This is a genomic window from Novosphingobium mississippiense, assembly GCF_044029535.1.
Lineage (GTDB): Bacteria > Pseudomonadota > Alphaproteobacteria > Sphingomonadales > Sphingomonadaceae > Novosphingobium.
Map to the genome: position 1 here is coordinate 7501 of NZ_CP147003.1, position 26539 is coordinate 34039.

A 26539-nucleotide genomic window follows, 5' to 3' on the forward strand; every position below is an offset into this window, starting at 1 on the left:
GGGGCGGCCGTGTCAGCGGCAGTACGGCACTCGCTTCCGGGATCGGGCTGAAGGCGGAATAGTAGACCCGCTTGAGCGCGAAGCGATCGTATAGCGTGCTGGCCTTGCCGACGATCTGGGCATCGCTGGCACCATCGGCGCCGACGATCATCTGGGTTGACTGTCCGGCCGGCGCGAACTGCGGCGCTTTGGTAAAGCGCCTGCCTGCGTCTTGCGCTTCGACTATCGCGCCGGAGAGCGTGCCCATCGCGCCTTCGATCACGGCGTCGTTCTTGTCGGGGGCAAGGCGGGCGAGACCGTCTCGCGTCGGCAGTTCCACATTGATCGAGACTCGATCCGCCCACAATCCGGCTTGCGCGAGCAGTTCTGCGTCCGCCTCCGGGATGGTCTTCAGATGGATATATCCGCGAAAATCGTGCTCCTCCCGCAGAATTCGCGCAACTTCGATAAGCTGCTCCATCGTGTGGCTGGAGGATTTGACGATGCCGGAGGACAGGAACAGCCCCTCGATATAATTGCGGCGGTAGAACGAGAGGGTGAGGTCCACGACTTCCTGCGGCGTGAACCGCGCGCGGCGCACGTTCGAGCTTTTCCGGTTGATGCAGTAATGGCAGTCGAAGATGCAGTGGTTGGTCAGCAGCAGCTTGAGCAAAGAGATGCAGCGCCCATCCGGCGCATAGGCGTGGCAGATTCCCATCCCCTCGGTAGAACCGAGACCGCGTCCATCGCGACTGTCACGCTTGGCAGTTCCGGATGAGGCGCATGACGCATCGTACTTGGCCGCATCGGCGAGGATTTCGAGGCGTTCCTTGATCGACAGCTGGGCCTTGGTCGCGATTTGGGACATATGTTCTTTATATGTTCTAATCGTGCCGGGAGCAAGCAAACTGGTTTGAGCCGGGAAGAGCGCGTCAGGACGTTGATATGGCGGAAAGTTTGGCCATCGGATGACAGCAATGTAATTGGGTTGCCGTAAATTGCAGATGTAATTCCGCCACCTTCACATCGGCCATGGATCCGTGATGAACGCCCGCCATCGCTTCTGCTCGCTCCTCGCTACGGTCTTTCTCGCCGCCCTGTCCCAGCCGGCTTTGGCCAATGCCTCCAAGTGCAAGGTTGAACTGGTCGCCAAGCTGCCGGTGGTCATGGAAGGGCCGCGCGCCAGCGTGCCGGTGACTTTCAATGGCAAGGAAAGCCGCGTCTGGCTGGATAGCGGGGCTTTCTTCAACATCATGCCCAGGGCCAAGGCGGCCGAACTGGGCCTGACGATGGAAGCCTTGCCGGTCGGGTTTCGCGTGAACGGGATCGGTGGCGGGTTCACTCCGATGCTGACGCGGGTGCGCGATTTCGGCATCCTGGGCGCCACCCTACATAACATGCAGTTCATCGTCGGCGGCAGCGATAGCGGCAATGGCTTCCTTGGCGCCAACCTGCTGGGCGTGTGGGACACGGAATTCGATCTGGGAAAGGGCGTGGTCAACCTGTTCAAGGAGAGCGGGTGCAGCCAGACGAACATGGCGTACTGGAGCGCGGGCATGGCGGTGGGCGATGCCAAGCTGCTCAATGGCAACTATCCCGGCGACTACCACATCTATGTGGAGGTCTTCGTCAACGGACATCCGCTTCGCGCCTTGCTGGATACCGGGGCGCCGACCTCGATCATCGGCCGTCATGCTGCGGAAAATGCGGGGATCGATCTCGACTCGCCGAAGGTTATCGCCTCACACTCCATGGCGGGCTTCGGCACGCACCAACGGGAAAGCTGGATCGCCCGCACGGAGTCGATAACGATCGGTGGGGAGAATATCGCCCACAGCCCGATCCGCGTGATCGATGATGCGGGCGACAATTGGGACCATGACATGCTGCTCGGCATGGATTTCCTGATGGCGCATCACGTCATCGTGTCGAGGCCGCAGCAGCGGCTGTATCTGACGTATAACGGCGGCCCGATCTTTTCCGCTACGACCGATCAGGAAACCGGGCACCAGAGCATCACGCGGGGCGAAAACCTGGGTGAGACCGAGAAGACCACTGACCCCAAGACCGCCGACGAATTCGCCGGCCGCGCATCCGCGCGGTTGACCAGCGGCGATGCATCGGGGGCCGTCACCGACTTCACCAGCGCGATCAAGCTGGCGCCGGAACGGTCGGATCTACTTTCGCACCGTGCCACGGCCTATGCGCGCAGCGGACGGTTCGATCTGGCGGCGAAGGACGTCGATGCCGCCTTGGCGATTGCCCCGCATGATCACCGATTGCGTATCCGCCGCGCACAGATCGAGCTGAACAAGGGCGATCGCGCAAAGGCGCTGGCCGATACCGACGCGGCGGCAGTCGATACGCCGAAGGGATCGCTGGATGTGATGGCCGTGGTCACCCTCTACGAGCGGTTGGGCATGGCGGATCGCGGTCTGGCCTTGATCGATCCCGTCATCGATCTTCACCGAAACGACGTCAGCTATCCGACGTTGCTCAACGCGCGCAGCTGGAATCGCGGGCTTGCCAATGCCGATCTGGATCAGGCGCTGAAGGACATCAATCTGGCCCTGCGCAAGGCCGGATCCCGTCCGATGATGCTCGATACCCGTGCCCTGATTTACTATCGGCGCCAGGACTATGCCTCGGCGATCGCGGATGAGACGGCGGCGCTCGCGAAGAGCCCGCAACTGGCCGCCGCACTGTTTACGCGCGGGCTGGCGCGCGTCGCCAGCGGGGACGAGGCGGGCGGCGCGGCGGATATTGCCTCCGCCCGGAAAATCCGGCCGATGATCGATCGGGATTACGCCGCCTATGGCCTGCACGCGGCCGGTGCTGAGAATGCAACCGCGTCGGAGGCGCAGGCATTCGAGCCGGACGACAGCGGCGATCAGGACTAGAGCAGCTGCCGATCCGATTGCATCGGATCAACCGATCTAAGATTTTGGTTTATAGCGTTTTCCGAGTCATCAGGTGATTCCACCTCATTAGAAAACGCTCTCGTCGCCTTGCCGGCGCTATGCGAAACGCTTCGCGCCGGCCACGCAGGCGACCACGACCAGGGTAGCGCCCAGCATCGCCGGGGCAACATGTTCGCGCAAGAGGAAGGCCGCCAGCCCAAGACCCAGAAAGGGCTGAAGGAGCTGCAACTGGCCCACCTTGGCGATCCCGCCGATGCTGAGCCCGCGGTACCAGAAGATGAAGCCGACAAGCATGGAAAAGACCGAGACATAAGCCAGCCCCAGCCAGCTTGAGCCGGGAATGCCGGCTATGCCCTCCGGTGGCCAGAACGCGATCGTGCCGCCGACGGCCAGTGGAACGCTGAGTACAAGGGCCCAGCTGATGACCTGCCATCCGCCCAGTTCGCGGCTGAGCACCGCGCCTTCGGCATAGCCCAGTCCGCAGACGATCACGGACAGGATCATCAGGCCGTCGCCCAGCGAGGAGGAGTCGCCACCCCTCATCAGGGCAAAGGAGGCGACCGCCAGCGCGCCGATCAGTGCAAAGGCCCAGAACGCGCCGGACGGGCGCTCACCACCGCGTATCACCCCGAAGATGGCGGTGCTGAGGGGCAGCAGGCCCATGAAGACCAGCGAACGCGCCGACGACATGTGCTGCAGGGCCAGCGCCGAAAGCAGGGGGAAGCCGATCACGCAGCAGCCCGCGACAACCGCCAGCTTCGGCCAGCGGTCGCGCAGGGGAAGGGGCTGGCGCCGGCCGGCGAGCAATGTGAACGCCAGTGTGCCTGCGATCAGCGCCCGCGCACTGGTCAGAAGAAGCGGGGCGATGCCCAGGACGGCAAGCCGGGTTGCCGGCATCGATCCGCTGAAAATGACCACGGCAAGAAGGCCGCTCCCCCAACCATTGCCCCAACCATATCCCACGCTTTTGTTACCGCCCTGCATGAACGTCCCTTCGAGATTTGACCGGCACGGATCTAGTCGAAGGGGCTGGCGTGGCCAGCTACAGAGCGATACAGTACGGGCTTTCTGTATTGATATATAAGGCGGCACAGATGGCGAAGGAGACGCAGACCGGACGCGTGATGGAGGGCATCCGCTGCCGCATCGCCGCGCGCCTGCTGTGTTCGGGCGACCGTTTGCCCTCCGTGCGCGCCAGCGCGGCCAGCTTCGATGTCTCGCCCGCGACCGTGGTGGAGGCTTACGACCGGCTTGTTGCCGAGGGATTGATCGAGGCGGTGCCCCGTTCGGGCTTTTACGTCAGCCCTCTTGCCGGTGCCCCGCAGAGCCCCGCCGCGCGTGCGCCGCAGCGCGAACATGCCATCGATCCCTTCTGGGTATCGCGCCAGTCGCTGGATTTCACGCAGGCAAGGGACAAGCCGGGATGTGGCTGGTTGCCGGCCGACTGGATGCCCCAGACTGCCCTGCAGAAGGCGTTGCGAGAGGCCAGCAGGGATCCCGAGTTGCTGGTGCACTACGGCACGACGGCAGGCGATCCTGCCCTGCGCCGCCAGATCGCGCTGCGCTTTGCCGGCGAAGGGCTGGAATGCGATCCGGACCGGATTCTGTTGACTCACTCGGGATCGCAGGCGCTCGATCTGATCTGCCGGCTGTTGCTGAAGCCGGGGGACACCGTGCTGCTGGATGATCCGTGCTACTTCAATTACCAGGCGCTGATCGCTGCCCACAACGTGCGCGCGGTCAGCGTACCGTTCACGCCAAGCGGCCCGGATCCGGCCGTGTTCGAGGCGATCGTCACCGCTGAGCGGCCACGCCTCTACATCACGAATTCGAACCTGCACAATCCCACCGGTTGCAGCCTCAGCCTGGTCACCGCGCACCGCCTTCCCGGCATCGCCGCCGCGCATGGCATGGTGATCGTGGAAGACGATATCTTTGCCGATTTCGCCCTTGGCGCGCCGACCATGGCCGCGCTGGACGGCCTTTCGGGGGTGATCCGCATCGGCAGCTTTTCCAAGACGTTGTCGGCCGCGCTGCGCTGTGGCTACATCGCGGCGCGTCCCGAATGGATCGAGGCGCTGACCGACCTGCAACTGGCGACCGGCTTCGGCGGACCCAGCCCCATTGCCACCGCGGCCATAAGCCGCGTGCTGGCCGGGGGCGGTTATCGCCGCCACATGGAGAATTTGCGGCGCAAGCTGGCGCGGGCGCGCAAGGCGCTGGCGGACAAGCTGGAGCCCATGGGCATCGTTCCGCAAGGCAATCCCGTTGGCGGTTTCACCCTGTGGTGCCGACTGCCCGATGGCGTGGACAGCGCGGCCCTGGCTCATGACTGCCTGTCGCGCGAGGTCGTCCTGGCCCCGGGCAACGTGTTCAGTCCCAGCCAGAGCGCGGCGGCCTTCGTGCGCCTGAACGTCGCGCAGACCAGCGATCACGCATTGGGCGTGATCGCCGCGGTGCTTCAGCAGCGAGCGCCGATCACCGCGCCTTCCGGAAGGTGAGGTTGTAGCGAAGCGCGCCGGTCGCCGGGTGGAATCCGTCCTTCAAGGCGTCGATACCATGGAAGATCATGCGGGAACGGCCGCCCCAGACGGTGACGTCTCCGTGAACCAGACGATGCCGGGCCGCGCGGTCGCCACGCTGGAAACCGCCCCAGAGGAACGTGGCGGGCAGGCCGAGGGAAACCGAGACGATGGGCGCGGTCTTGTCCCGCTCATCCATGTCCTGATGCAGCGACAGGCGCGTTCCGGGCTGGTATCGGTTGACCAGGCAGGCATCGGGCACGAAGCCGTCAAAACCCAGCGCGGCGGCGGCCCGTCCGGCAAGGTCGCGGAACAGCGGCGGCAGCGCGGGCCAGGGGGCATCCGTTTCCGGATCGATCGCGGTGTAACGATAGCCGGACTGATCGGATATCCAGCCCAGCGCGCCGCAATTGAACATCGCCACGGACAGCCGCCGGCCACCGCGCGTCTCCATGTGGCGGAAGGGCGTATCGGCGTTCATCCGCCGGATTTCCGCGATCAGCGCATCGGCGATATCCAGCGCGAAGCCGCCGAGAATCCCCGCATCGGGGCCCAGCGTGGCGTCGCGCCGTTCGTCGGCGAACAAGTCAGGCAGCATCGTGGAAGATGATCCCCAGGGCATGTCGTTTGCCTGAGCGCAGCGTGCTGACGCCATGGCGCAGGGCGACACGATAGTCGCCGCGCGTGCCGCGTTGCGGGCGCATGTTGACCGCGAACAGCACCCCGTCACCCTTGCCCAGCGGCACCACCGTGGCACGCGACTGCATGCGCGGGCGCTGTTCGGTCAGCACGAATTCGCCGCCGGTGAAATCCGCGCCCGGTGCGGAGAGCAGCACGGCGACCTGAAGGGGAAACACATGCTCGCCATAGAGATCCTGATGCAGACAGTTGTAGTCGCCCCGGCCGTATTGCAGCAGCAGCGGCGTGGGGCGACGCTGGCCAACAGCGTGGCACCGTTCGAGGAATTCCGCGTGATCGGCGGGGAAGCGCGCGTCGATCCCCATCCGTTCGTGCCAGTGGTTCGCGATCGGGGCAATGCGCGGGTAGAGAGCCGTTCGTGCCGCCTGAACCAGTGGAGGCAGCGGATAGGCGAAATAGCGGTACTCGCCCAAGCCGAAACCGTGGCGCGCCATGTGGATGTGGCTGCGAAAGGCCGTGGTAGGCCCATAGAGATCCGCCATCGCATCGCATTCCGCGCCGTCCAGCAGACGCCGCAGTACGGCCCAGCCGTCGCGATCGAGGTCGGCAGCCACGGCCTGCCAGTCATAGCCGGCAATGCGTGTTTCCAGCAGGTCCGTGCCGTCCTTCATGCAACCGCTTCCATATTGATGAGCTTGCGCTTGCGGTGGACGCCCCAGCGATATCCGGAAATACCGCCGTCGGCCTTGACTACCCGGTGGCAGGGCACGGCAACGGCAATGCGATTGGCGGCGCAGGCCGCGCCTACTTCCTGCGCGGTGATCTGCATGTCGAGCGTTTTCGCCAGCGCGCCGTAACTGCGCGTTTCGCCGGGCGGGATCGCCCGCAGCGCCTGCCACACCGCCAGTTCCTGCCCATTCCCGCGCAAATCCAGCGGCAGCGGGAAAGCGCCTTGCGGGGCATCGACCAGCGCGATGGCGGCGGCCAGCGCCGAGCCAGCCTTTTCCGCGTCGGCGATCAGCACGGAACCGGGAAAGGCGGCGCGCAAGTCACGCAATGCCCGATCCGCGTCATCGGCCATCAGGATGGCGGCGACGCCTGCCGTACTTGTCGCGACGATCAGCGTGCCCAGCCGGGCCGTTCCGATCGCATAATGGAAGGTCTCGCTCGCGGTATTCATGATCTTCGTCCTTCATCACCTGCCTTGCGTCATAAGGCAGGCGATGATCGCCAGCGCTCCGATCCTTGCGTTCAAACCCTTTACTTCGGGCTGGGAGTCGAACCAGACGAGGCCATTCCGAACCGCGCCGCATAGAGCGCGTGATGCGTCAGGATGTACATCGTCCTGTGATCGGGGCCGCCGAACAGCAGTTGCAGCGGCCGGTCCGGCACGTCGATCCGGCCGATCTCGCGCCCATCGGGGGCATAGACGAAGACCTGCCCGTTGGCGACATAGACGCGGCCCTGCGCATCGCTGGCGACGCCTTCGCCGCCGCGTTGGGCAAAGGGCTTGAGGTCCGTGATCGTGCCGCCCGCGCCGGCCACGCCGCTGTAGGTGCGGTTTTCCGAAGCGTTGGTCACGTAGACCCGTTCACCCGGCGCGGCCTGGATGAAGCCATAGCTGTCCAGTGCGTTCGAGAAGCGCAGGCCGCGATGGTCGGCCGGGCCCTGCTGGAAAACCCGCCAGGCCGGCAGCACCAGACTGCCGTCCGGCGAGGCATATTCCTGCGCCTGCGGCTGTGCCATCTCCCGCGTGAACATCTCCGCCAAGGTGGGGAATGTGTAGGTCTTCGGGTCGATCTGGTCCTTGAACTCGCCGTTGATCCACCAGTTGACCGGCAGCACCGTTGCCACCCTGCCTGCAGGTTCAGCAGGGCGGCCAGTCGGGCGCGGTGCAATCACTGTCAGTTCGGTATCGGGCGAACCGGGCTTGAGGCTGTAGACCGTACCATTGCGCCCGAACGAGGACAGCACCAACAGGTCGCCTGAACGGTCGACAGCCAGATTCACGGGATCCAGCGCGGCATCGCGCACCAGTTCCAGTCGGCGCTCATCGGACCACCCCCAGATCCGCTGGAACTGCCGATCGATGAAGTAGAGCTTGCCCTGCGCATCCACCGCGGCGCCGCCGATGGAATGGAAGCCATCGGCCAGTTTCTCGATCCGCGCGCCTTCGAAGGTCGCGGCGGGTGCGGCATCGGGTGCGGCCTTCACGTCGAGCACGGCGAATTCGCGTTCGCGCACGTCCAGCCCATGCGTCACATCGCGCAGGGCATTCTCGAACGGGAACTTGGTCAGGCGCAGGAACGTGGCGCAGCCATTCTCGTCGCAGGTGCCAAGCCCACTTTCGCCGTTCACGTGGACGTTGCGGAAGCGGATGTCGCGCGAATTGTAGAGCGTGACGGCGGCGGGCGCGGCCTTGCGGGTGCGCGTTACGCGATAGGCGTGCAGGTTGGCGATCAGGATATGGCTGGAATCGCGGATTTCCATAGAGACGGCATCGCCGCTTTCGCCCGCCTCGCCCTCGGTCTGCGGCGCCAGCAGTTCCCAGTTGGATACGCGGTTGAGGCCGATTTCCGTGCGGACGTGATGCTCGACGGAGGGCTGGATGATGCGGCCGGGCGTGCTGGTGTCGGATACCAGAATGCCCGGGTGAGCGAACGTGCTGGGGCTCCAGATATTGGCGAACGTGCCGCCCCCACCTTGCGTGACCCAGAGGCTGGCATACTGGCCATCCCACCGCCGCGCGGCGTCCGGATCGGCCGTGGCATTGTTGTTATAGGGATCGATCCGCGTGCCGTCGAAACGGTTGGTGCCGTGGCCGCCCTGGAACTTGACGTCGTTCACCATCGAACGGGCGCCGGCCTTCCACAGCAGGGCGGTGGCGCGGGGATTGTTGCCGTTGGTGTTGAGGCCGATCCCGGCGACCATGGCCTCGCCGCCGCTGGCGCTTTCCACCAGCGCTTTCGGCGCGCCGACCCCGGCGTATGCGGATGTGCCATCGGGCAGGACGATCTGGGTCAGGCTGGGATGCAGGCCGACCAGCACGCTGTCAGGCCGCAGGCGCAGCGTGTCGCTAACCTTGTAGAAGCCGGACGGCAGATAGACCACGCGGTGCGTGTCGATGGCGTTTTGCAGCGCGGCCGTGTCATCGCTGACGTTGTCACCCTTTGCGCCCAGGCTGCAGGCGTTCACCCATTCGGAGACGGGCGGCAGCGCGCGGATGGCGGGCGCGGCCGGTGCGGGCAGGGTGGTAAGCGGTTCGGCATCGACTTGCGTCTGATACGCGCCCATTCGGCCGAATGCGGGCAGCGTCAAGCCGTGGGTGAACGCGGCGACGCGGTAGCTCTCTCCCTTGCCGCCCACTGTTCGCCCACTCTCGCGAAAGCGCGCGAAGACGGGGGTGTGCGAGGCCACGGCATTCTGGAAGCCGATCTGCGTGTAGACGTTGTTCTCGTTGGAGATCACCACGCCGGCCTTCGAGATATTCTCGAACCGCACGTCCTGCCCCCACAGCCAATCGCCGTAGCCGCGATCGATATCGATGCCGACCGGCGTATCGCGGATCGCGACGTTCAGCAGCGTCAGCCCGGCCTCATGCTCCCGGATTGCGGCATCGCGCTGGCCATCGAATGTGGAATCCACCAGCGAGAAGGGCCAGGCGGGGGAGGGCTTTTCCGCCAGAATACCGTAACGGCCACCGTGAAAGTGCAGGTCTTCCGCCTCGTTGGCGACGTGATAGAGCCCTGCGAGGCCGGAGCCGATGTCGAAATCGACATGGCTGACGAAGCTGTGCTGGGCCGAATGGAAGCGGATGGCGGTGGCGGCGGGATTGCCCTCCATGATCCGGAAATCGATGTTGCCGAGCGCGGAATAGAACGTGCCGGGATTGGCGTCCGGCACGTCCTTGTCGAACGGCACGCTGCCCGGCGGAGCGAAGGCGACCTTGCCATCGTGTTGGCGCCGCGCGCCGGCGAACATCACCATGTGGGCGACGCCGCGCTGGAATCCGGGGGTGCGGGGCCCCAGCAGGATGACGGGCCGTTTCTCGCCAGTTCCGAAAAGGCGCACGCCGGGCCAGAGGAACACGGTGCGGGTGATGCGATAGGTGCCGGCAGGCAGGAAGACGATGCCACCGCCGCCGTTGTTCCTGTCGGCCGCCGTGTCGATGGCCTGCTGGATTGCGGCGGTATCGTCGGCGCGGCCGTCGCCCTTGCCGGCGACGGTTACGGCATTGGGCTCGTCGGGCGCGGTGGCGTAGACGGAAGGGGAGGTGCCGGAATTGGCAAGGGCGGGCTGGATGACCGTCATGCAGGCCAGTACGGCCAGGGAGGCTCCAAACGGTCCGCGCTTCATGTCAATTCTCTCCGGCTTCATGGGCTATGGTCTTGGCGGCTCTGTTAGGTGTTTTGGGCGGCCGAAGCACCTGCGACCAAGGTCGTAGTTTTCGGCGGCGCGGCGCGGTCCTATAGCTTGGATCGCGACAGAAGCGATGCGCCACCGGGTGTGTTCGGACAGCAAGGACCGCATTTTGCCAAGATCTTCCGTAAACTCCAGCCAGCCAAGCGGCGCCCTGATCGTCATGGGCGTCAGCGGTTGCGGAAAATCGACGCTGGGCGCGATGCTGGCGGAGGCGCTGGACTGCGCATTCCTTGAAGGCGATACGTTCCATTCGGCCGATGCCGTGGAGAAGATGCGGGCCGGCCAGCCTCTGACGGACGAGGATCGCTGGCCCTGGCTGGACCGATTGGGAGAGGCGGCGGTCAAGGCGGTTGCGCAGCGCGGCCGGGCGGTGATTGCGTGTTCCGCGCTGCGCCTGGCCTATCGCGACCGCCTGCGCGCGGCGATCGACGGCCCGGTCCACTTCGTGCTGCTGGAAACCGATCGTGAAAAGCTGGTCGCGCGGATGGAGAACCGTCCCGGCCATTACATGCCAGCAAGCCTGCTCGACAGCCAGTTGGCCACGCTGGAATATCCGCTGGATCGCGAGCAAGCACTGATACTGGATAGCGAGCAGCCGCCTGAAATCCTACGCGACCGGGTGCTGCGCGGCCTTCGCATAGCTTGAGGGGCATTCGTGAGCGGGCTGGTGCCGCGAAATCAGTCTTCAGCGAAATTCCAAAGGATTTTGGTTTGCCGCGTTTTAAGGCATCAGGCGCCGGCGGCCTTCCCACAAGTGCCAGCGCATCGCCAGTGCAGCGCCTTCGGCATCCTGCGCGCGGATCGCCGCCACTATCACCTCATGCTCGCGCAGCATCGTGGCGATCACGTCCGGTGAGCGGGAGCGAGAGATGTCCACGCCGGCGCGCATGATCTTCTCGACATCGGACCAGAGCGCGTCGAAGGCGATCAGGAAGGCGGGATTGCCCGTTGCCGCGGCAATGCGACGATGCAGTTCCCGATCCTCGACATGGGCCGGCGCGTTCGACAGCAGGGCGGAACGCAATTGTTCAAGCCCTTCCTCGACATGGGCCATTTCCAGCGACGTGCGCCGGGTCGCGGCCAGGCGCGCTGCTTCCGCCTCCAGCACGAAGCGGACCTCGTAACTGCCCAGCGTAGCGGGCAGTTCGGTCATCGGCATGAACGCCGCCAGGCGGTCTGAAGGGCGGCTCTTGACGAAGGAGCCGGCACCGCGCCGCGCCTCCGTAATTCCGTCGGAGGCCAGACGCACCAACGCCTCGCGCACGATGGCGCGCGATACGCCGAACCGTTCCGCCAGTTGCGCTTCGGAGGGCAGGCGCGCGCCTACCTCAAGGTTCCCGGTCTTGATGATCTCAACAATGCCCGCATAGGCATGGTCGGAAAGCCGCGGCTGGTTCATCGAAGCTCCTGTCTGACCGCCATTGCCGTTCCCTTGTTAGAACAGACTGCTGCCGGCAAGCACCAGCAGCAGGCCCACCACCGCGACGACGGTTTCCATGATCGACCAAGTGCGGAACGTGCCGGGCATGTCGGTGCCGAGGTAGCTCTTCACCAGCCAGAAACCGGGATCGTTGACGTGGGAGAAGAACACCGAACCGGCGCCGATGGCCAGCACCATCCATTCCGGCGCGACGCCCGAACTGGCGACCAGCCCTTCCATCACGCCTGCCGTGGTGATCGTGGCGACGGTAGCCGATCCGGTGGCAAGGCGGATGCACACGGCAATGCCCCAGGCCAGCAGCAACGGCGAAATCGCGCCGCCGCCGGCAAGGCGCACCAGCATGTCCGAAAGTCCGGCGCTGACTAGCACTTGCTTGAGCGCGCCGCCGGCGCCGATGGCCAGCAGGATGCCACCGGCCGGCTTCATCGCCTCCGCCCAGATCGATTCCTGAATATGGCGTTCGCCCAGTCGCCGGCCGAACAGCAGGGGCAGTGCGAAAAGGTTGGCCAGCAGCAGGGCAACGACCGGGTCGCCCGTCCAGGCCAGCCATGCCAGCCGCGATGCAACGGCCTGCGGGGCGAGGGCGAGCGCCTGTCCGGCGGCGATCAGCAGCACTGGCAGCAGTACCGCCGCCAGCGCGCGGCCGACCGACGGAGTTGCGACGTCGATGGTCGCGGGCGCCAGCAATGGCGGGCTGAGGCGGACGCCGCGCGCCGTGAAGCGCGCCAGCACCGGGCCGGCGATAATCGCGGTGGGAATGCCCACAAGCAGGCCATAGGCGAGTGTAAGGCCCAGGTTCGCGCCCAGCGCGTTGACCGCCAGCAGCGGCCCCGGGTGCGGGGGCACCAGCGCGTGAATGACGGTAAGGCCGGCCAGTGCGGGCAGCATCAGCCGCAGCTTGGCGTCATCGTCGTCCTGCCCCTTGGGCAGCGCGGCCGCAGCGGAGGCGACGATCGGCAGCAGCAGCACCAGCCCGGTTTCGAAGAACAGCGGCAGGCCGATCAGCAGCGCGGTGAAAAGGCTGGCCCACGGTGCGCGCTTGACGCCCGAGACGCCCAGCGCGGCGCGCGCCAGCCCGGCTGCGCCGTTGGACAGTTGCAGCATGGCACCCAGCCCCAGCCCCAGCGCCACCACCAGTCCGGTGCCGCCAAGGATCGTGCCGGCGCCTTTTTCCACTGCCTTTACGGTCTCTTCCAGCGGAATTCCGGCCAGAACTCCCACTGTGAAGGCGCCGCAGAGCAGCCCGACGAAGGGGTGCAGGCGGCCGCGAACGATAAGCGCGATGGATAGCGCGATGCCGGCAATGGCGGAAAGGACCAGCCTTACGTCTTCCGGCGTCATTCCCCGCCTCTCCCTTTGTTGTTTGCGTTCGACGGGTGTGGCCCCGGCAAAATCTGTTGGACAGGTTATAGCGACTGGGCACGCATATTCCACATGATTTCGCGTTATATGGAAGAATCTGCTTGAACCTGTCAGACTGATTCCCGTATCACGGCGTTCAAGGAACGACGGCACGCGGATCTTTGCGACACCGCGGCGGCAATGGGTTCAAGGGAGAGAAGGCGATGCACCACGCTGCAGATCCGCGCACGGTTCCCGCGAACCGGGAAGTCGCCATGCGCGAGGCCTCGGCCGAGCCGCCCCATTTCACCCCGACCCAGCTGAAGGTCCTGCGCTGCGTGCTGTCCGGTTTGCTGAACAAGCAGATCGCCTACGAACTGGGCATGGCGGAGGCTACGGTGAAAGTTCATATGACCGCGCTGATGCGCAAGCTGAACGTGCGCAACCGCACCCAGGTGGCCATTGCCGCGGGGCGGCTGGCGTCTTCGGCATTCTGATCCGCAGGGGACAAGGCGCATGATCGTGGGATCCCGGCGCGAGGTGCTGAGCGGCATGGGGGCAGGGCTGGCGATCGCTGGTCTGGGGGGCGGCCTGGCCGCAGGCTTGCGCGTGCCCCCGGCCATCGCCGGAACGCGCAAGATCGGCTATGCCGTGGTCGGCCTGGGCTACTACGCAACCCGCCAGATCATGCCGAACTTCGCGGGTTGCGAACATGCCCGGCTGGTCGCTCTGGTCAGCGGAACGCCGGCGAAGCTGGAACAGTACAGCGCACAATACGGTATCCCGCCGTCGCATCGCTACAGCTATGCCGATTTCGATCGCATCCGCGACAATCCGGATATCGACGTGGTCTACGTCGTCCTGCCCAACAGCCTTCATGCCGAATATACCGTGCGCGCGGCCCGCGCAGGCAAGCATGTCATGTGCGAAAAGCCGATGGCGACTTCGGTGGCGGAATGTCAGGCCATGATCGCCGCTTGCCGCAAGGCGGGGACCAAGCTGATGATCGGCTATCGTTCGCGGTTCGAGCCTTACAACCGGCTGGCGATCGAACTGGCGCGCGGCGGCCATGTCGGCCCGACGCGGCTGGTCGCCGCAGAGCATGGCTTCCCCATCCAGCCGAACCAGTGGCGGCTGGATCGCGCCATGTCCGGCGGCGGATCGATGATGGATATCGGCATCTACAGCCTGAATGCCGCGCGCTATCTCACCGGAGAGGAGCCGGTGGAGGTGAGCGCGGTGGAATCGACCGACCGGTCCGATCCGCGCTTTCGCCAGGTGGAGGACAGGGTCAGCTTCGTGCTGCGCTTCCCCTCGGGCATCCAGGCCACTTGCATTTCCAGCTACAGCTCCGCGCACAACGGCTACCGCGTGACGGGTACGCAGGGCTGGATCGCGCTGGAGCCAGCCACGTCCTATTCGGGGCAGGTGATGACGATCAACAAGGGCGGAACGACGGCGTCCAGAGTGCTGCCGCCGCCTGCGCGCAACCAGTTTGCGGCGCAACTGGACCATCTGGCCGAATGCATCCTGACTGGGACGACGCCGATCGTCGGCGGCGAGGAAGGCTTGCAGGATATGCGGATTATCGAGGCGATCTATCGCGCGATGGCGGAACGCCGCCACGTCGTGTTGACGGAATTGGGGTGAAGGACATGATGAATCGTCGCAATCTTCTGGCGGGAATGGCTGCCGCATCCGTGCTGGATGCCGCGCCTCTACTGGCCGCGAAGGATGCCGGTTTCGGCAATGTCCGCCGTATCGATCCCGGTCTGGACAAGGTCATCGCGCCCGGCGCGCAGATCCGCCGTCTCGCCACCGGGTTCCAGTGGACTGAGGGGCCGGTGTGGATTCCGCGCGAAAATTGCCTGCTGTTCACCGATCCGCCCGCGAATACGGTGCATCGCTGGAGCGCGTGCAAGGGCGTGGAGGTCTTCCTGCGCCCATCGGGGCTGCAGACGCCGGTTCCGGCCAGCATTCGGGAGCCGGGCCTCAACGGCCTTGCGCTGGACGCCCGTGGCGCGCTGATCGCGGCGGACAGCGGATCGCGCGCGCTCGTGCGGATCGACCTTGGCACTCGCCGGCGCGAAACGCTGGTGGACCGGTATGAGGGCAAGCGTTTCAACAGCCCCAACGACCTCTCCATCGCGGCATCGGGCGCGATCTATTTCACCGATCCCACGTATGGACTGGCCGAAGGCGACGATTCCTCGCTGCGCGAAGTGCCCTGGTGCGGCCTCTACCGCCTCTCGCCGGACGGCAAGGTGGCGGTGCTGGACCGCGACCATCGGCGGCCCAATGGCGTTGCGCTGTCGCCCGATGGGCGCACGCTCTACCTCTCGCTGTCGGACGAAGTGCAGCCCGAAGTCCTGGCCTACAGCCTTGATGAAAGCGGAATGCCTACCGATCGGCGCCGTTTTCTGGACTTGCGCGCCGAACTGGCGGCGGGGCGCCCGGGCCTGCCCGACGGCATCAAGGTGGGCCCGGCCGGGCATGTTTTCGCCACCGGCCCCGGCGGCATCCATGTCTGCACCCCATCGGGGCAGGTGCTGGGCGTGATCGAGACCGGCAAGGCCGTTTCCAATTCCGCGCTGGGGCAGAATGGCAAGACGCTGTTCTTCACCTCTTCGGAAAGCGTGGCCGCCGTCCCGCTCGTCTGACGTGCGGCGGATGAGCGGGGCTGGGCCAGGGCGCGATCAGGTCTGGGCGATGCGGCCCAGATGGCTCATTGCGGCCAGATAGGGGGCCGGCCCCCGGCTGATGCGCCGGACGCCGCTTTGCGCGAAGGGCGTCAGCGATGCCTGCAGGTCGGTGACCATGATGTTGACCGGCAGGCCCACCGCACCGCAAATGTCGGCGATCAGTTCGGGATCGAGCAGGCCGGGTACGAACAGGCCGGATGCACCCGCCGCCTTGTAGTCGCGCGCACGATCCTTGGCTTCGGCGATGAAGCCCGGATGCGCGGCGCTGTCGCTGTTCAGGAACAGATCGGTCCGTGCATTGATGAACAGCGGTATGCCACGCTGCTCGGCGCGGCTTCGCAAGGCGGCGATGCGCTGGGACTGGTCGGCCGAAGGGCGGCATGCGGTGGTGCCGGGCAGGCCGTCTTCCACATTGATGCCGACGATGCCTGCTTCCAGCAGCCGGTCCAGATTGTCGGCCGCGAGCGCCGAACTCTCGGCATAGCCGCGTTCGAAGTCCACCGTTACCGGCGCGGAGGCAGTGGCGGTGATCTGGCGCACGGTCACGGCGAGCGTGTCGAACGTCAGCAGTTCACCATCGGCGTGGCCGAGTGAGGCGGCAATGGCCCAGCTGCTTGTCGCGATGGCTTCCGCGCCTGCCTCGGTCACCGCCTTCGCGCTGCCGGCATCCCATACATTGGTCAGGACAAGGGGTTGGCCCGACCGTTCGTGCAGGGCGGCAAAGCCGGTCGCGCGTGCTTTCTGGTCCATTGTCGTCCTCCCTGGGATGTCGCGGTCAACGTGCCGCGCTGGATGTGTTCAATCGACGAAGCGCCACCGCAGCGTTTCGCCGGCATGATAGGGAACCAGCCGGATATCCGCCTCTCCCATCGTTTCCGGCACGGTCACCTCCTCACGCTTCAGCGTCACCGTGCCTTCGTTCAGTGGGAGGCCGTAGAAATTGGGGCCATGCTCGGAAGCAAAACCCTCCAGCCGGTCGAGCACGCCTTCGTCCTCGAACACCTGGGCATAGCTTTCCAGCGCGAAGGGCGCGTTGAAGATACCGGCGCATCCGCAGGCCGATTCCTTGCGGTGGATTTCGTGGGGCGCACTGTCGGTGCCCAGGAAGAACTTGGGCGATCCCGAAACGGCGGCCTTGCGCACTGCCAGACGGTGCTGTTCCCGCTTGGCGACGGGCAGGCAATAGGCATGGGGGCGGATGCCGCCATCGAACATCGCGTTGCGGTTGATGATCAGGTGCTGCGGGGTGATCGTTGCCGCTATCTTGGGGCCGCTCGCTGCCACGAACTCGGCGGCTTCTGCCGTGGTGATGTGTTCCAGCACGATCTTCAGTTCCGGCATGTCCTTCACCAGCGGCGTCAGGATGCGGTCGATGAACACCGCTTCGCGGTCGAAAATGTCGACGTCGCGGCTGGTGACCTCGCCATGGACCAGCAGCGGCATGCCGATCCGCTGCATGGTTTCCAGCACTTGCGTCATCTTGCGGATATCGGTGACGCCGTGCGCGGAATTGGTGGTGGCGTGGGCGGGGTAGAGCTTGCAGGCGGCGAACACGCCCTGCTCAAAGCCGCGTTCGATTTCCGCCGGATCGGCGCCGTCGGTCAGATAGCAGGTCATCAGTGGCGTGAAGTCTGAACCCTCCGACAAAGCGTCGAGGATTCGCTGCCGATAGGCCTCCGCAGCGGCGACGGTGGTGACCGGCGGCGTCAGGTTGGGCATCACGATAGCCCGCGCGAACTGGCGCGCGGTGTGGCCGGCAACCGCTTTCAGCATCGCGCCATCGCGAAGGTGGACATGCCAATCGTCGGGGCGGCGGATCGTGATCTGTGCAGTCATGCAGCCGCTCTAGCGGGCAGAAGGCGCGCCGTCGATGCCGTGCTTGGCATAATTGCGGTCCGTGGCCGCTGGGCCGGGATGGAAACCCCGCATGATGACGGGGCCGAGGGCGAAATCGCCCCCGACCCCGTGCAACTGCGTCAGAACTGGACGTTGATCGATGCCGAGACGGTGCGCGGGGCACCGATGTAGGCATATGTCGTCGCGGTATTGGTGATGCCCGCGTCGTCGAAGGCGCCGTAGTAGAACTTGTCGAACAGGTTGGTGACGTTCACCTGCACGAAGGTCTTGTCGTTCAGGCCCAGGAAGCCGAGGTTCAGCCGCGCGTCGAGGTTGACGACGGTATAGGCCGGGACCTTGGCTGCCCACAGCGCGTTGCCTGAGCTGTCGACCACGGCGGTGTTGAGGCTGTTGTAGTAGCGCGATCCGGTCTTCTTGACCTCCACGCCCAGCGATGCCGGGCCGGCATTGCCTTCCACGCGGCCGCCGAAGCTGTAGTGCGGCACGCCGCCTTCCATCTTGCCCGAAGTGGCTGCGTAAGTGGACGCGCCGGTTTGCACGTCGTCGCGGATGTTCGACCAGAGGTAGGACCCGAACAGATAGGCGGAAACGTGCTTGTCGGGCCGGAACGAGACACTGCCGTCGATCCCGTAGCGGTCCACGGTGCCGAGGTTGGTGTACGTGGAGGTCTGCGTATCGGGGTTGTAGGCCGAAGACAGGCGGTTGGAGAAGATCGTGTACCAGCCCGCGAGCGATGCCTGGAACATTCCGGAACGATAGCGCAGGCCCACGTCGAAGTTGTCGGTGGTTTCCGGCTTGGGATCGGCGGAACCGTCCGAATAGTAGAAGGCGTTGGTATAGAGGTTGTCCGTACCCGGAACCTGCAAGCCCTTCGAATAGTTGGCATTCATCGACAGCGACGGCGTGAAGTCGTACGTGAAGCCCACGTTCGGCAGCACGCGGCTATAGTCGAACACCTTGTTCTGGGGCGCTGCGTAAGTCGTGGTCAGGCTCGCCTCGTAAGCAGCCAGGCTGTCCGCATCGGCAAGGCAGTTGACCGAGCCGCTGCTGTTGTAGGTCACGCAGTTCTGCGTCAGGTTGCGGCGGAAGAACGGCACGCGCACGCCGGCGACGACATGCAGCGCATTGTTGACGAAATCGCCCGAATACTCGCCCGAAACCTGGTTCAGGATCGCGTAGGACAGCCGATCGCGCTTTTGCAGGACATTGCCGTTCACATCGGTCAGCGCATCGCCGGTGTTGAAGTAGTTCGATGCGAAGCCGTTGGAATCGAGCGTGCCCAGTTCGCCGGTCTGGCGATGGCGGCCGCGATCGTAGGTATAGGCCACGCGCACGCGCTGGTTGTCCGAAAGGTCGTAACGGAGCGAGGCGATCACGCCGATGCGGTAGGTTTCGGTCTGGCTGGGGGCCGAGAGGCGCACCGAATCCAGGGTATCGCCGTCACCGTTCAGGTCCACCCCGCCGAAGTAGGGCGTGCCGTTGATGTAGCCGCTGGCGATCGTGCTGCTGTAGCTGCCTTCCTTGGCCACTACCGTGCCGCCGCCGTTGGCGGAGGTGTACTGGAAGTAGGGATCGACCGTCAGCGTCAGTTTGTCGCTCAGCGTGAAGCGCGAATTGATGCGGATGTTCGCGGTCTTCGACGGGTTGTAGCGATATTCCCAGGCCGATCCGCAGGAACTGGCGGCGTCCGCCACGCCGTCGGTGCCGGCCGGGATCGTGCAGCGGGCGACGGTGTAGGCGTCACGCTCGTCGGCGTTGGTGGGGATGCCGCTGGTGTTGGTCAGCGCCCAGTCCGATGCCATCGTGTTGTGGTTGACGTTGTAGTGGCCCGAGATCGCAATGAAATCGCCGTTGCTGCCCAGCGGCTGGTAGACCTTGGCGTTGAACTGCGTCTTGTTGATCTCTCCCACGCCGCCGTAGAGCGCATCGTAAGTGTCCTTGGAGGCAGAGAACCACGCACGGGTGCCAGATGCGTTGAGGTCGCCGGTGTTGATCAGGCCGAACACGCGCATCTTGCCGTAATCGCCGATGGTGCCGACCATGCGTGCGCCGAATTCGTGGCCGGGGTCGATCGAGCGGTAGTTCACGGTGGAGCCCGAGGCGGCCGCCGTGGGGGAATCCACATCGGTGGTGCCGAGGTTGACGTTCACCTGTTCGATCAGTTCGGGATCGAGTTGCTGATTGGTGTAGAGCGCGTAGTTGCCGGTGTCGTTCAGCGGAATGCCGTCGAACGTCTGCGAAATGCGGGTATCGTCGAAGCCGCGGATCATCAGGCTGCCGCCCGAGGAGCCGTAGCCGTCATAGCTCTGGAAGCTGACGCCCGGGATCAGGTTGATGATTTCGTCGATGGACTGGCCCGGCGTCTCGCGGCCGATGACTTCCTTGGTCAGGACCTGCTTGGCCTTGGGGGTGTTGGGGATTTCCACGCCGGCAATATCGCCCGGGGCGGTGCCGGTGACGGTGATTTCCGACTTCTCGAAATCGAGCGAGCCGGTCGACTGGGCGCGGGCCGGGGCGGAACCGAGCGCGCAGGCCACAGCGAAGCCTGCCGCGGATGCGGCAAGAACGGAACGTTTCTGCATTGGATGTACGACCTCAATTGCGGTGCCCGCGAAGGGCATCATGGCTGCAGCGTGCGTCTCCTGGCCCCCGGAAGCACAATCGTCCGCCAACGGTCGTCTTCAGGCAGCCTGAGCATCGCTGCTGCCGAAGCCTTAATCGTTTGAATATGACAGTGTCGAGACATCTGCTGCAGAGTTAGCCAATGGGAAAAGTAAAATCCGAGTAGTGATGCCTTTGTGCAACTGCAGTAAATCTTATTACTTGATAATTTCGATATTATTTCGTTTATATTGTCGATTATAGCCATGTGGTAAAGTTGGGGCTACACGTTGAAACCATCTAATTGTTGCGAATCGTGCTGTCGGAAATGCGGATTGCCGCCGACATCCACCCTTTGCGCGGTTGGCTACACTGTGAGTGGCACCGAAGGTAACGACCTGGGCCAATGGGCAAGGGCGATCGTCGTGCCATTGCTTTGCTGGAGGACGGGCGACGGAACGGCAAATGTCCTGTCGTGGGAACGCAAGGCCGGGCCGTTGGTTCACGAAGCAGCAATGGACTGGAAGAGGAATTCAACATGAGGCTTCGGGTACTTTGGACCGTTTCGTTCGCGGCGCTGGCTTTGGCCGGGTGCAAGAAGGAGGCGCCTGCTGCCAATGACGCGGCGACGACGGCGCCCGCTACACCGGTGGTGCCGGGAATGGTGCCGGGCGTCGAAACGCCTGCGCCTGCCGCCACGCTGGATCCGGCGCAAACTTTCGCCAACGCCGCGGCCGCGGGTGACGCTTTCGAGATCGAGATTTCCAAGCTTGCCATCGCCAATGGCCAGTCGGCGGCGGTGAAGCGCTTTGCCAACAAGATGATCGACGCGCACACCCAATCCACCGAAAAGCTGAAGCTGGCCGCGGGCAAGGTTTCGCCGGCCATCACGCCGGACGCCAGCCTGAGCGATGCGCAGAAGCAGACGCGTGACGCCCTGAAGGACCTGAAGGGTGCGGATTTTGACAAGGCCTATGCCAAGGCGCAAGTGGACGCGCACCAGACGACGCTCGACGCGGTGAAGGCCTATGCCGCCAGCGCTGATGCGCCGGCCCCGCTGAAGGATTTCGCGAAGGCCCTGGTACCCATCGTCACCGCGCATCTGAACATGGCCAAGGCCCTGTAAGCAGCGAGGTTGTGCCCCCGGGGCACAGGCTCTGCCAGGATTGAAAAAGCCGCATGGCCGATGGTCATGCGGCTTTTTCGCGCCGTGCCGCTATTCGGCCGGGGCGGGGATGCGGCTGGCCGTGCTTTCCGGAGAGGTGGGCCCCAGTTCGTCGGCCGCGAAGTCGTCCACCGCGATCACCTCCGCCACGGCCGCATCGGCGGCGCGCAGGCTTTCAAGTTCCTCGTCGGTGATAAGGCCTTGCCCGTGGGCCTTGTCGAGATCGCGGACGCGTGCCTTGCGCAGGCGGTCGTGGACGGGCTGGGTCGCAACCGTCTGGCGGAACGCCTCGGTCAGGCGACCGACCGCTTCGTCCGCGCCGCCGATATAGACGTTTTCCACCAGACGGTCGCGCGCGGGACAGGGTTCCAGAATGATATCGGCGCACTGGCGGATCACGCGGTCGGAGGGGCCGTTGCGGCGGCGGCCGAACGGTTGGATGAACAGGCGCAGCATCCAGCCTACGGGCCGGGCCGGGAAATTGGCGATGATTTCGGCAAAGCGCTGCTCGATGGTGGCGAAGCCGCTTTCCATGCACCAGGCCAGCAGCGGCAGGTCGTCGTCCTGCCGGCCCTCATCCTCCCACCGCTTCAGCGCGCCGGACAGCAGGTAGAGTTCGGAAAGCACGTCGCCCAGCCGGGCCGAGAGCAGCTCGCGCCGCTTCAGCTCGCCGCCGAGGGTCAGGAACGCGATGTCCGAAACGAAGGCGAAGGCCGCGGCATAGCGGCTCATCTGCCGGTAATAGCGTGTCGCCTTGCCGGCCTTTGGTGCTGGGGCGAACATGCCGCCGCTCCAGTTGCGGACGAAGGCACGGATCGCCGTCTTCAAGGCGTGGCCGACATGCTTCCACAGCACCCGGTCGAAACTGGCCAGTGCCCGGCTGCGGTCTGTCTCGCCTACCGCACGGATTTCCTCCAGCAGATAGGGGTGCGACCGGATCGCGCCCTGTCCGAAAACCATCAGGCTGCGGGTGAGGATATTGGCGCCCTCCACCGTGATGCCCACGGGAATCGCGCGGTACTGGCTGCCGAGGTAATTGCGCGGCCCCTCGATGATCGCCTTGCCACCGTGAACGTCCATGGCGTCGTTGATGACCACGCGCATGCGTTCGGTGGCGTGGAGCTTGAGGATTGAGGATATCACGGCCGGATGGTTGCCCTGGTCCAGCCCGGCGCAAGTAAGCCGTCGCGCGCCATCCAGCAGGTAGGCATTGCCGGCGATCCGGGCGAGGCGTTCCTGGATGCCTTCGAACTTGCCGATCGGCAGGTTGAATTGCGATCGCACGCGGGCATAGGCACCGGTCGTATGCGCCGCGAAGGCAGCTGCCGCGGCCGAGAGTGAGGGCAGCGAGATCCCGCGCCCGGCGGCCAGCGCGCTCATCAGCATCTTCCAGCCCTGGCCCACGCGGTCCGGTCCGCCGATCACGTTGTCCAGCGGGATGAACACGTCGTGCCCCTCGTTCGGGCCGTTCTGGAAGGTCTGCATGGAAGGCACGTGACGGCGGCCGATGGTGACGCCGGGCAAATCGGTGGGGACAAGCGCCACGGTTATGCCGATATCGTCCGTTCCGCCCAGCAGGCGATCGGGGTCGTGCAGCTTGAAGGCCAGGCCAAGGATCGTCGCCACCGGGCCCAGCGTGATGTAGCGCTTGTGCCAGTTGAGGCGGATGCCGATCACCTCTTCGCCGTTCCATTCGCCCCGGCAGACCACGCCTTCGTCGATCATTGAGGCCGCGTCCGAGCCGGCCTCGGGGCTGGTGAGGCCGAAAGCGGGCACCTCGCGCCCATCGGCTAGGCGCGGCAGCCAGTATTCCTGCTGTTCCGGGGTGCCGAAGCGCAGGATCAGTTCGCCCGGCCCCAGCGAGTTGGGCACCATCGTCGTCACGGCCGTGGAGACCGAGCGGCTGGCGATCTTGCGCACGATTTCGCTATGCGCGAAGTTCGAGAAGCCCAGGCCGCCGTGCTCCTTCGGGATGATGATTCCGAAGAACTTCTCGCGCTTCAGGAAATCCCACGCTTCGGGCGGAAGGTCGCGGGTTTCCCAAGTCATCCGCCAGTCGTCGATCATCGCGCAGAGTGTGTCGACCGGGCCGTCCATGAAGGCGCACTCTTCCTCCGTCAGCGTGGCGGGCGGAACGGCCAGAAGCTGCTCCCAGTCCGGATTACCGGTGAACAGCGCGGCGTCCCACCAGGTGTTGCCGGCGTCGATCGCCTCGTTCTCGGTGGCGGACAGCGCGGGAAGCGCCGATTGCACGAGCGACAGGACCGGCCGGGTCAGGATTTCGCGGCGGGCGGCGGCGGCAAACTGGGTGGCACGCGACATCGGATGGGCTCCTTCTCCTGCCGGTCACAACGCCTGCGCATGCCGAATTGCTCCCGCGTTCGCCTTCATCCGCGCTTGCCTTGCGGTGTCCCGCGCTGTAGCCAGCCGCGGTTCGTCCATAATCGATATGGGCGGGCAAGATCGCGCCGGTGCCTCGAAAGAGGCTTAATAGGGAACGCGGTGAGAAGGGTTTTCCCTTCGAATCCGAGGCTGTCCCTGCAACTGTAAGCGGTGAGCGCGATGCATATCGCGGCAGGGCAAGGACGCCTGCCGCAGCCACTGGGCCGGACGCTAAATCATGCGGGGCCTGGGAAGGCCGTGCATCAAGCGATGACCCGTGAGCCAGGAGACCTGCCGGCGTCTGGTCGCTCTCGCTTTGGTCCAGGGGATGGCCAGGGCCCGGTATCTTTCCGTCTGAGCGACGAATGAGCGGTGAAGGCCGCATCGGTTCGCGTGACGGTCGCCCCGGGCGTCCGGCCGTTGACGCGCGCCGACCGTCGCAGACGGCACGCCTTCGCCCCCAGTCGCAGACGCCGGGGGAATACGAATGACTTTCTACATGAATGCGCTGCGCGCAGGCTTATTGGTGGGCGCCGCCTTTACCGCTGCGGCGGCCCATGCCGAAGATGCGCCTGCGGCGCCAGCCGCCGCCAGTGGCGCGGGAACCGGTGAGGCCGCCGAAATCCTCGTCTTCGGGCGTGGCGAAGCCAAGATCGGCACGGCCCACGCCGCCAGTGAGGGAACGGTAGGCGGATCGGACCTGCTGGTCCGCCCGCTGCTGCGTGTGGCAGAGCTGCTGGAAGCGGTGCCGGGCATGGTTGCCGCACAGCACTCCGGCAGCGGCAAGGCCAACCAGTACTTCCTGCGCGGCTTCAACCTAGATCACGGCACCGACTTCACGACTTATATCGATGGCGTGCAGATGAACCTGCGCACCCACGGCCACGGGCAGGGTTACCTCGACCTCAATGGTCTGATTCCGGAGATCGTCGCGCGCGAGGATTTCCGAAAGGGGCCGTACCGCGCAGACGGCGGCGATTTCGCATTGGCCGGCGCGGCCTACATGACCACGATCGACGGGTTCGAGCGCCCGTGGCTTTCGGTGGAAGGCGGATCGTACAATTCCGGCCGTCTTGCCGCCGGCGGCACGATCAAGGACCTGGGCGGCGGCGACCTTACGCTGGTCGGTCAGGCCAAGCGCTATGACGGGCCCTGGGAGGAAGCCGAACACCTGCGCCACTACGCCGGCTTCGCGAAATATGCGATGCCCTTGGGCGAAGGTACGCTTCAGGCCTCCCTCCACGCCTATCACGCGACCTGGCGGCCGACCGAGCAGATCCCCGAAAGGATCATAGGTTCGGACGTCTGCGAGGATGTGTTCTGCTCGCCCGATCCCTCGGCACGCGGCCGCACGACGCGCTTCGTCGGCAATATCGGCGTTACCCAGAGGACGTGGAGCGCGAACGTCTATGCCCAGTACTACGACTGGAACATGTATTCGAACCCCACCTACGCCGATCCCGATGGCACCAGCGCGCAGATCGACCAGTACGACAAGCGCTGGGTGACCGGGCTTACCGCGCGCAAGCAATGGCAAGTGGCCGACAGTCTGGAACTGAGCATCGGCACGGAAAACCGCTACGATCACATCGGCAGCGTCGGGGTGAACCGCACGGCCGACCGGCAGTTCCTCTATTCGCTAGGTCGCTACCATGTGGAGGAGCTTTCCGGTGCGCTCTATGGAGAGGCGACGTGGAAGCCGCTGCCCGGTTTGCGGCTGACCGGCGGCCTGCGCGGTGACTACTATCACTATTCGGTGCGCGCGCGGGATGAGGCTGCCGCCGAACTGGGGCAGGGCAGCGGGCACGACTCCATCGTTTCGCCCAAGTTCTCCGCCGCTTACGAGGTGATGCCGCAGTTCGAAGTCTACGCCAACTGGGGTCGCGGCTTCCATTCCAACGACGTGCGCGGCGCGGTCAACGTGGATACGCCGGTGCCGGTGCTGGTGCGCGGTACGGGCAAGGAACTGGGCGGGCGCTTCCAGTCCGGCACTTTCTCGCTGACCGGGACCTACTGGTGGCTGGATGTCGACAGCGAACTGCGCTTCGTGGGCGATTCCAACGCGGTGGAACCGACCGGCGCCAGCAAGCGCCATGGTTACGAGGTCGTCGCTTTCTGGCGCCCGCTGCCTTGGCTGGCGCTGGACGGCAACTATACCTGGAATCACTCACGCTACGACAATGGCGATCGCATCCCGAACGCGTTCGAGAATGCGGCGTCGGCCGGCGCGGCCATCGTGCTGGATCCGTGGGAGGCCAGCATCCGTGTCCGCCACCTTGGCCCCTATCCGCTGGTCGAGGACAACAGCGTGCGTGACAAGGGCAGCACGGTGTTCAATGCCCGTGCCGCGTGGAAGGGCAGGAAGATCGAGATCTACGGCGAAGTCCTGAACATCTTCGACAGTCGGGACAAGGACATCGCCTATTACTACGAATCCTACATTCCCGCGTTCGATGCCGATGGCCCGGCGGACGGGCGTCTCAGCCGCGTGATCGAACCGCGCACGTTCAAGATCGGCGCGCGCTACACGTTCTGATTGAAGGCAGACATGCCGCGAGGTCATGGAC

General features: G+C 65.1%; 20 protein-coding genes and 1 riboswitch (1 of these 21 cut by a window edge). Of the genes, 8 read left to right on the forward strand and 12 right to left on the reverse strand.

The genetic code is table 11. The annotated features are described in order from the left end of the window. A protein-coding gene (locus tag WBP06_RS18575) for a putative DNA modification/repair radical SAM protein (RefSeq protein WP_395335970.1) crosses the window boundary here: on the reverse strand, positions 1–847 show its 5' portion. The gene continues 413 nt to the left of window position 1, outside the view; the window shows 847 of its 1260 coding nt (coding positions 1–847); it begins with the start codon at positions 845–847; the stop codon falls past the left edge of the window. A gap of 175 nt (positions 848–1022) precedes the next feature. Here WBP06_RS18575 and WBP06_RS18580 point away from each other — a divergent pair, with 175 nt between their 5' ends. After that, complete coding sequence (locus tag WBP06_RS18580; RefSeq protein ID WP_395335972.1) at positions 1023–2879, forward strand: aspartyl protease family protein; 1857 nt, start codon at positions 1023–1025, stop codon at positions 2877–2879. A gap of 117 nt (positions 2880–2996) precedes the next feature. Here the strand turns inward: WBP06_RS18580 and WBP06_RS18585 are convergent, their stop codons facing one another. After that, entirely contained in the window at positions 2997–3884 is an 888-nt protein-coding gene (locus WBP06_RS18585) for a DMT family transporter (protein ID WP_395335974.1), read from the reverse strand. A gap of 110 nt (positions 3885–3994) precedes the next feature. On the opposite strand from WBP06_RS18585, the gene WBP06_RS18590 reads away from it, so the two are divergent. Then, a complete protein-coding gene (locus tag WBP06_RS18590) occupies positions 3995–5401 on the forward strand; it encodes a PLP-dependent aminotransferase family protein (protein ID WP_395335976.1) in 1407 nt (468 codons plus the stop codon). On the opposite strand, the gene alkB is transcribed toward WBP06_RS18590, so the two are convergent. The 4 genes from alkB to WBP06_RS18610 form a co-directional block, all read right to left on the reverse strand. Further along, on the reverse strand, positions 5379–6020 hold the full coding sequence (alkB, locus tag WBP06_RS18595; protein WP_395335978.1) for a DNA oxidative demethylase AlkB: 642 nt from the start codon (positions 6018–6020) through the stop codon (positions 5379–5381). The genes WBP06_RS18590 and alkB overlap by 23 nt on opposite strands. Beyond that, positions 6010–6732, reverse strand: coding sequence for a 2OG-Fe(II) oxygenase (locus WBP06_RS18600; RefSeq protein WP_395335981.1), 723 nt, complete (start codon positions 6730–6732; stop codon positions 6010–6012). Before WBP06_RS18600 ends, alkB begins: the two co-directional genes overlap by 11 nt. Next, the gene (locus WBP06_RS18605) at positions 6729–7241 is read right to left on the reverse strand and encodes a methylated-DNA--[protein]-cysteine S-methyltransferase (RefSeq protein WP_395335984.1); all 513 of its coding nucleotides are present in this window, start codon (positions 7239–7241) and stop codon (positions 6729–6731) included. The genes WBP06_RS18600 and WBP06_RS18605 overlap by 4 nt, the downstream gene beginning before the upstream one ends. Before the next feature lie 80 nt (positions 7242–7321). After that, complete coding sequence (locus WBP06_RS18610) at positions 7322–10417, reverse strand: glycosyl hydrolase family 28-related protein (protein WP_395335986.1); 3096 nt, start codon at positions 10415–10417, stop codon at positions 7322–7324. A 226-nt stretch (positions 10418–10643) separates the two neighbouring features. Between WBP06_RS18610 and WBP06_RS18615 the strand changes: the two genes are divergently transcribed. Then, the gene (locus WBP06_RS18615; protein WP_395337512.1) at positions 10644–11129 is read left to right on the forward strand and encodes a gluconokinase; all 486 of its coding nucleotides are present in this window, start codon (positions 10644–10646) and stop codon (positions 11127–11129) included. Positions 11130–11204: 75 nt separating this feature from the next. On the opposite strand, the gene WBP06_RS18620 is transcribed toward WBP06_RS18615, so the two are convergent. Further along, a complete protein-coding gene (locus WBP06_RS18620; protein WP_395335988.1) occupies positions 11205–11882 on the reverse strand; it encodes a FadR/GntR family transcriptional regulator in 678 nt (225 codons plus the stop codon). Positions 11883–11918: 36 nt separating this feature from the next. Further along, positions 11919–13265: a GntP family permease gene (locus WBP06_RS18625; RefSeq protein WP_395335990.1), complete on the reverse strand. Its 1347-nt coding sequence runs from the start codon at positions 13263–13265 to the stop codon at positions 11919–11921. Between the two features lie 275 nt (positions 13266–13540). Here WBP06_RS18625 and WBP06_RS18630 point away from each other — a divergent pair, with 275 nt between their 5' ends. The 3 genes from WBP06_RS18630 to WBP06_RS18640 are packed head-to-tail and all read left to right on the forward strand — an operon-like array spanning position 13541 to position 15925. Next, the gene (locus WBP06_RS18630) at positions 13541–13762 is read left to right on the forward strand and encodes a helix-turn-helix transcriptional regulator (protein ID WP_395337513.1); all 222 of its coding nucleotides are present in this window, start codon (positions 13541–13543) and stop codon (positions 13760–13762) included. A gap of 19 nt (positions 13763–13781) precedes the next feature. Further along, complete coding sequence (locus WBP06_RS18635; protein WP_395335992.1) at positions 13782–14915, forward strand: Gfo/Idh/MocA family protein; 1134 nt, start codon at positions 13782–13784, stop codon at positions 14913–14915. Between the two features lie 5 nt (positions 14916–14920). Next, positions 14921–15925: an SMP-30/gluconolactonase/LRE family protein gene (locus WBP06_RS18640; RefSeq protein ID WP_395335994.1), complete on the forward strand. Its 1005-nt coding sequence runs from the start codon at positions 14921–14923 to the stop codon at positions 15923–15925. Positions 15926–15961: 36 nt separating this feature from the next. On the opposite strand, the gene WBP06_RS18645 is transcribed toward WBP06_RS18640, so the two are convergent. From WBP06_RS18645 to WBP06_RS18655, 3 genes are all read right to left on the reverse strand, one after another. Continuing rightward, complete coding sequence (locus tag WBP06_RS18645; protein ID WP_395335996.1) at positions 15962–16717, reverse strand: isocitrate lyase/phosphoenolpyruvate mutase family protein; 756 nt, start codon at positions 16715–16717, stop codon at positions 15962–15964. Between the two features lie 48 nt (positions 16718–16765). Then, positions 16766–17803 carry a dihydroorotase gene (pyrC, locus tag WBP06_RS18650; RefSeq protein WP_395335998.1) on the reverse strand — a complete coding sequence of 346 codons (1038 nt, stop codon included), beginning with the start codon at positions 17801–17803 and terminating at the stop codon, positions 16766–16768. A 140-nt stretch (positions 17804–17943) separates the two neighbouring features. Further along, positions 17944–20406 (reverse strand): TonB-dependent receptor, encoded by a 2463-nt coding sequence (locus WBP06_RS18655; RefSeq protein ID WP_395336001.1) that lies wholly within the window; start codon positions 20404–20406, stop codon positions 17944–17946. Between the two features lie 557 nt (positions 20407–20963). On the opposite strand from WBP06_RS18655, the gene WBP06_RS18660 reads away from it, so the two are divergent. Next, a complete protein-coding gene (locus tag WBP06_RS18660; RefSeq protein ID WP_395336004.1) occupies positions 20964–21551 on the forward strand; it encodes a DUF4142 domain-containing protein in 588 nt (195 codons plus the stop codon). A 90-nt stretch (positions 21552–21641) separates the two neighbouring features. Here WBP06_RS18660 and WBP06_RS18665 read toward each other — a convergent pair whose 3' ends face one another. Then, complete coding sequence (locus tag WBP06_RS18665; RefSeq protein ID WP_395336007.1) at positions 21642–23912, reverse strand: acyl-CoA dehydrogenase; 2271 nt, start codon at positions 23910–23912, stop codon at positions 21642–21644. Positions 23913–24042: 130 nt separating this feature from the next. Further along, positions 24043–24286: riboswitch (cobalamin riboswitch) on the forward strand. A gap of 173 nt (positions 24287–24459) precedes the next feature. Between WBP06_RS18665 and WBP06_RS18670 the strand changes: the two genes are divergently transcribed. Beyond that, positions 24460–26508, forward strand: coding sequence for a TonB-dependent receptor (locus WBP06_RS18670; protein ID WP_395336009.1), 2049 nt, complete (start codon positions 24460–24462; stop codon positions 26506–26508). The last annotated feature ends 31 nt before the right edge of the window (positions 26509–26539 follow it).